Below are 5,133 nucleotides of genomic sequence, written 5' to 3'. Positions count from 1 at the left end.
GCGCGGTGCTTTCCGTTGTGCGGGGGTTGGGGCGGCCGCGGCGGCGTGCCGCTCGGCGCCGCTGGCGCCGCTCGGCGCCGCTGGCGCCGCTCGGCGCCGCTGGCGCCGCTCGGCGGCGCGACGTGCTCGCGCACAAGCGGAAGCAGCTCGCGCCACGGGGATCCGTGGCGCGAGCTGCTTCCGCTCGTGCAGGGCGCGGCTAGCGCGAGGCGGGGCCGACGATCGCCGGGTCGTGGAACGTGCCGCCGAAGACCCGCTCCGAGGCACCGGAACGGTCGAGGTACGGGCTGATGCCACCGGCCTGGAACGGGTAACCGGCGCCGAGGATCAGACCGAGGTCGATCTCCTCGACGTGCTCGACCACGTGGTCCTCGAGCATGCGGTGCACCTCGTCGGCCAGGGCGTCCTCGAACCGGCGCTGCATCTCGGCGGCGTCGACCGGCTTCGCGTCCTTCTTCGCGGGTGCGACGAGCTTCACGGCAGCGGGGTCGTACCCGGTCGCGTTGCCCTTCTTGTCGCGGGTCAGGATCGTCCCGTGCTCGGCGATCCGCTTCAGCCCGTCACCGGGGTAGAAGCGCTCCGGCCAGGCGGCGTGGTGCGAGTCGAGCACGTGTGCGCCGACCGGCAGGCCGACCAGTTCGAGCAGCTCGAAGGGCGACATCGGGAGGCCGAGCGGTGCCGCACCCTCGGCGACGGTCTCGAAGGAGGTGCCCTCCTCGACGCCGCGCATGGCCTCGCCGAGGACACGGGCGAGCACCCGGTTCACGACGAAGCCCGGCTGGTCGGCCGTGATGATCGCGGTCTTCTTGAGCGTCTTCGCGACGGCCAGCGCGGTTGCCAGCGTCTCGTCCGATGTCTGCTCGGTCCGGACGACCTCGAGCAGGGGCATCACGGCGACCGGGTTGAAGAAGTGGAAGCCGACGAGCCGCGACGGGTCGGACAGGACCGAGCCCATCTCGGTCACCGACAGCGAGGACGTGTTCGTCGCCAGGATCGCGTCCGGGGCGATGACCTGCTCGATCTTCCGGAACACCTCCTGCTTGACGCTCATCTCCTCGAAGACGGCCTCGATGACCCAGTCGGCGTCCGCGAACGCGTCGTAGGAGACGGAACCGCTGACGAGCGCCGAGATCCGGTTCGCGTCGTCGGGGGAGATGCGCCCCTTCTCGCGGAGCTTGGCGACCTCGCCGCGGATGCGCTCGACACCCGCGTCCACGCGCGCCTGGTCGACGTCGGTGATGACGACCGGCACACCGAGGCGGCGGGCGAACAGGAGCGCGAACTGCGACGCCATGAGCCCGGCGCCGAGGACACCGACCTTCGTGATCTTCTTCGCCTCGACGTCGGCGGGGGCACCCACCGGACGCTTCGCGCGCTTCTGGACGAGGTCGAACGCGTACATCGACGCCGCGAACTGGTCCCCGGCGAGGAGGTCGGCGAGTGCGTCGTCCTCACCCGCGAAGCGCTCCTCGAGCGAGCCGGACTTCGCGGCGGCGACGAGGTCGAGCGCGCGGAACGGCGACTTCGGCACCGTGCCGATCTTCGACGCGACCTGCTGGCGGGCGACCTTGACGACCGTGCCCCACGCGGCCTTCTCGAGCATCCCGGGCTCGTTGGCGCGCTTGACCTTCGTCCGACCGGACACGACGCCGTCGGCCCACGCGACCGCCGAGGGCAGGAACGTGACCGACGGGATGAGGGCGTCGCCGATGCCGATCTCGACCGCGGCCGGACCGTCCATCAGACGGTTGTTCTTGAGCGGGTTCTCGACGATGACGCGGAGCGCCTTCTCCGGACCGATCAGGCGGGGGAGCAGCGTCGCGCCGCCCCAGCCGGGGATGATCCCGAGGAACACCTCGGGCAGACCGATGCCCTGCGCTGCGGAGGAGAACACCCGGTAGGTGCAGTGCAGCGCGACCTCGAGGCCGCCGCCGAGGGCGATCCCGTTCACGAACGCGAACGAGGGCACCCCCAGCTCGCTGAACTTCCGAAGCGTGGCGTGCCCGAGCACGCCGAGCTCGTGTGCGACCTCGCGGGACGGCAGCGCCGCGGCCTGCGACAGGTCGGCGCCGGCGGCGAAGCAGTACTCCTTGCCGGTGATCGCGACGGCCTGGACGTCGCCCTTCGCGGCCTCGTCGCGCAGGGTGTCGAGCACGTCGGACAGCTCGCGCATGGTGCGCGGGCCGAGCGTCGACGGACGCTTGTAGTCCTTGCCGTTGTCGAGCGTGATGAGCGCGAGGGTGCCACCGGAGGGCAGCGCCACGTGCTTGACGTACGAGTGCGTGACGACCTCGTCCTCGCTCAGCGCGGTCAGCTGGTCGATCGGGGTGGTGGTCATGCTCAGGCCGCCTTCCGTGCCGCGCTCTTGCTGAAGTTCGGGTTCTCCCAGATGACGGTCCCGCCCTGGCCGAGCCCGATGCACATCGTGGTGATGCCGTACCGGACGTCCGGCCGCTCGGCGAACTGCGCCGCGAGCTGGTTCATGAGCCGGACACCGCTCGACGCGAGCGGGTGCCCGACGGCGATCGCGCCGCCCCAGGCGTTCACGTTCGGGGAGTCCTGCGCGATGCCGTAGTTGTCGAGGAAGGCGAGCACCTGGACGGCGAACGCCTCGTTGATCTCGAACAGACCGATGTCGTCGATCGTCAGCCCGGCCTTGCGGAGCGCCTTGTCGGTCGCGGGGACCGGGCCGATGCCCATGACCTCGGGGTCGACGCCCGCGAAGGCGAACGAGACCATGCGCATCTTCGTCGGCAGGCCGTGCTGCTTGGCGCCCTCCTCGGACGCGAGCAGGCTCATCGTGGCGCCGTCGTTCAGGCCTGCCGCGTTGCCGGCGGTGACCCGTCCGTGGGGCCGGAACGGCGTGCGCAGGGCGGCCAGCGCCTCCAGGGTGGTGCCCGGTCGCGGCGGCTCGTCCGCCGTGACGACGTCCCAGCCCTGTCCGGTGTTGACCTCGACGGGGACCACGTCGGGCTGCAGCTTGCCGGCGCCCCAGGCAGCGGCGTAGCGCTGCTGGGACTGGACGGCGAAGGCGTCGGTGCGGTCCTTCGTGATGGCGGGGAAACGGTCGTGCAGGCGCTCGGCCGTGCTGCCCATGACGAGGGCGTCGCTCGCGACCATGCGCTCGGCCACGAAGCGCGGGTTGACGTCCGCGTTGAACCCCATCGGGTGGCGACCCATGTGCTCGACGCCACCGGCGATCGCGACGTCCGCGGCGCCGAAGGCGATCGCGCCGGCGAGCGTCGTGACGCTCGTCATGGCGCCCGCGCACATGCGGTCGATGGCGTAGCCGGGAACCGACTTCGGCAGCCCGGCGAGCATGCCCACGGTCCGGCCGAGGGTCAGGCCCTGGTCGCCCTGCTGGGTGGTGGCGGCCACGGCGACGTCGTCGACCGCCGCTCCGTCGAGCTGGGCGTTCCGGTCGAGGAGCCCGCGCATCGCGTGGACCGCGAGGTCGTCCGCGCGGGTCTTCCAGAACACCCCCTTCTCGCCTGCTCGTCCGAACGGGGTGCGAACGCCGTCCACGAAGACGACGTCTGATGCCTTGGGCAATCTGGGCCTCCAGATCCTCACTGATCGAGTCGGGACACCTGTCGCCCCGACCTGCCGGGCTGCACCCGGCGACGGCCTCGACGCTATGCCCCGAGGCTGGGCGGACGCATGCCCGTTGGGGTGTTCCTACGAGTCGGTGTTGCTCTCCGCAGCAGGCTCCTGTGCGTCTGCGACAAAGGCGTGTGCGATGAGCGAAGCGGTCTCCTCGACCTGCCACGGCCGCGCGTCGTGGGACGCGAGGGCGGCGCCCACGGTCTCGGTCGCGATCGGCTTCGGCGGGTCCCACGAGACCACGCGGAGGGTCTCCGGCGTGAGCAGGTTCTCGACGGGCAGGTCGAGCTCCTCCGCCCGGGCGACGACCGCCGCACGGGCCGCCTTGTACCGGCGGTCGGCCTCCGGGTTGCGCTCCGCCCAGGCGCGGGGCGGCGGCAGCGTGGCCTCGCCGGAGCCGCGGAGCTTCGGCAGGTCGTCCGTCGTGCGGCCCTCCTCCACGGCGGCCCACCAGCGGTCGAGTTCGGAGCGGCTCGCGCGGCCGGTGAAGGCCTTGACCGCGCTGAGCTCGGCCTTCGTCGTGGGGGCGGCAGCGGCGGCGGCGACGATCGCGGAGTCCGGGATCGTCCGGCCGGGCGCGACGTCGGTCTCGCGCGCGAACGCGTCACGGGCCGTCCACAGCGCCCGGGCGATCGCGAGGGCCCGTGCACCGCGCAGGGCGTGCATGCCGGACAGGCGACGCCAGGGCTCGGCGCGGGGCGGCTTCGGGGCCCGTGCGAGGACCGCCGCGAACTCCTCGGCGGCGATGCGCGACTTGCCCGCGGCGTCGAGCTCGGTCGCGAGCGCGTCGCGGAGGTCGGGGAGCAGCTCGACGTCGAGCGCGGCGTAGACCAGCCAGGCCTGGGGCAGTGGTCGGGTCGACCAGTCGGCGGCCGAGTGCGCCTTGGCGAGCGTGATGCCGAGCAGCTGCTCGACGACCGCTCCGAGGCCCACGCGGGGGAACCCGGCGATGCGGGCCCCGAGCTCGGTGTCGAAGATGCGGGTCGGGACCAGGCCGACCTCCTGCAGGCAGGGCAGGTCCTGCGAGGCGGCGTGGAACAGCCACTCCTCGTCGACGATCGCGTCCTGCAGCTCGGAGAGGTCGCCGATCGCGATCGGGTCGAACAGGAAGGCGCCCGCGCCGCGGCGGAAGACCTGGATGAGGTACGCCCGCTGCGAGTACCGGTAGCCGCTGGCGCGCTCGGCGTCGACCGCGACGGGCCCGTGGCCGGCGGCGATCGCGCGGACGGCCTCGAGGTACTCGTCGTGCTCCTCGATGACGTGCACCGTGGCGTGCGCGGCCTCGAACGCCGGGTCCGCCGGACGCGTGGCGCCGCCGCCGCGCGTGGTGCGGCCCGTCGGAGCGGCGTCGCCGGACGCTGCGGTGCGACCGGAGGCAGCGGCGTCGCCGGACGCTGCGGTGCGACCCGACCACTGCCCCAGGCCTGGCTGGTCTACGCCGCGCTCGACGTCGAGCTGCTCCCCGACCTCCGCGACGCGCTCGCGACCGAGCTCGACGTCGCGGGCAAGTCGCGCATCGCCGCCGAGGAG

At 72.7% G+C, this 5,133-nt stretch carries 3 protein-coding genes and 1 pseudogene; 1 reads left to right on the top strand and 3 read right to left on the bottom strand.

All coding sequences use genetic code 11. The features are described from left to right. Positions 1-199: 199 nt before the first annotated feature. The 3 genes from BEP24_RS15800 to BEP24_RS15790 all read right to left on the bottom strand — a co-directional run bounded on the left by BEP24_RS15800 (position 200) and on the right by BEP24_RS15790 (position 4,869). Positions 200-2,338 (bottom strand): 3-hydroxyacyl-CoA dehydrogenase NAD-binding domain-containing protein, encoded by a 2,139-nt coding sequence (locus tag BEP24_RS15800; protein ID WP_065965058.1) that lies wholly within the window; start codon positions 2,336-2,338, stop codon positions 200-202. 2 nt (positions 2,339-2,340) lie between these two features. Next, the gene (locus BEP24_RS15795; protein ID WP_065965055.1) at positions 2,341-3,552 is read right to left on the bottom strand and encodes a thiolase family protein; all 1,212 of its coding nucleotides are present in this window, start codon (positions 3,550-3,552) and stop codon (positions 2,341-2,343) included. A 126-nt stretch (positions 3,553-3,678) separates the two neighbouring features. Further along, on the bottom strand, positions 3,679-4,869 hold the full coding sequence (locus BEP24_RS15790; protein WP_065965053.1) for an HRDC domain-containing protein: 1,191 nt from the start codon (positions 4,867-4,869) through the stop codon (positions 3,679-3,681). Between BEP24_RS15790 and BEP24_RS18090 the strand changes: the two are divergent. Continuing rightward, positions 4,849-5,133 (top strand): annotated as a pseudogene (locus BEP24_RS18090) (hypothetical protein); the annotation flags it as partial. The gene BEP24_RS15790 and the pseudogene BEP24_RS18090 sit on opposite strands and share 21 nt — an antisense overlap.

This window comes from Curtobacterium sp. UCD-KPL2560, from assembly GCF_001705035.1.
Lineage (GTDB): Bacteria > Actinomycetota > Actinomycetes > Actinomycetales > Microbacteriaceae > Curtobacterium.
This window is presented reverse-complemented; position numbering and strand designations above follow the sequence as displayed.

Bases quoted from the DNA above. Each gene is read 5' to 3' on its own strand.
- BEP24_RS15800 (WP_065965058.1), bottom strand. From the start codon at position 2,338: ATGACCACCACCCCGATCGACCAGCTGACCGCGCTGAGCGAGGACGAG.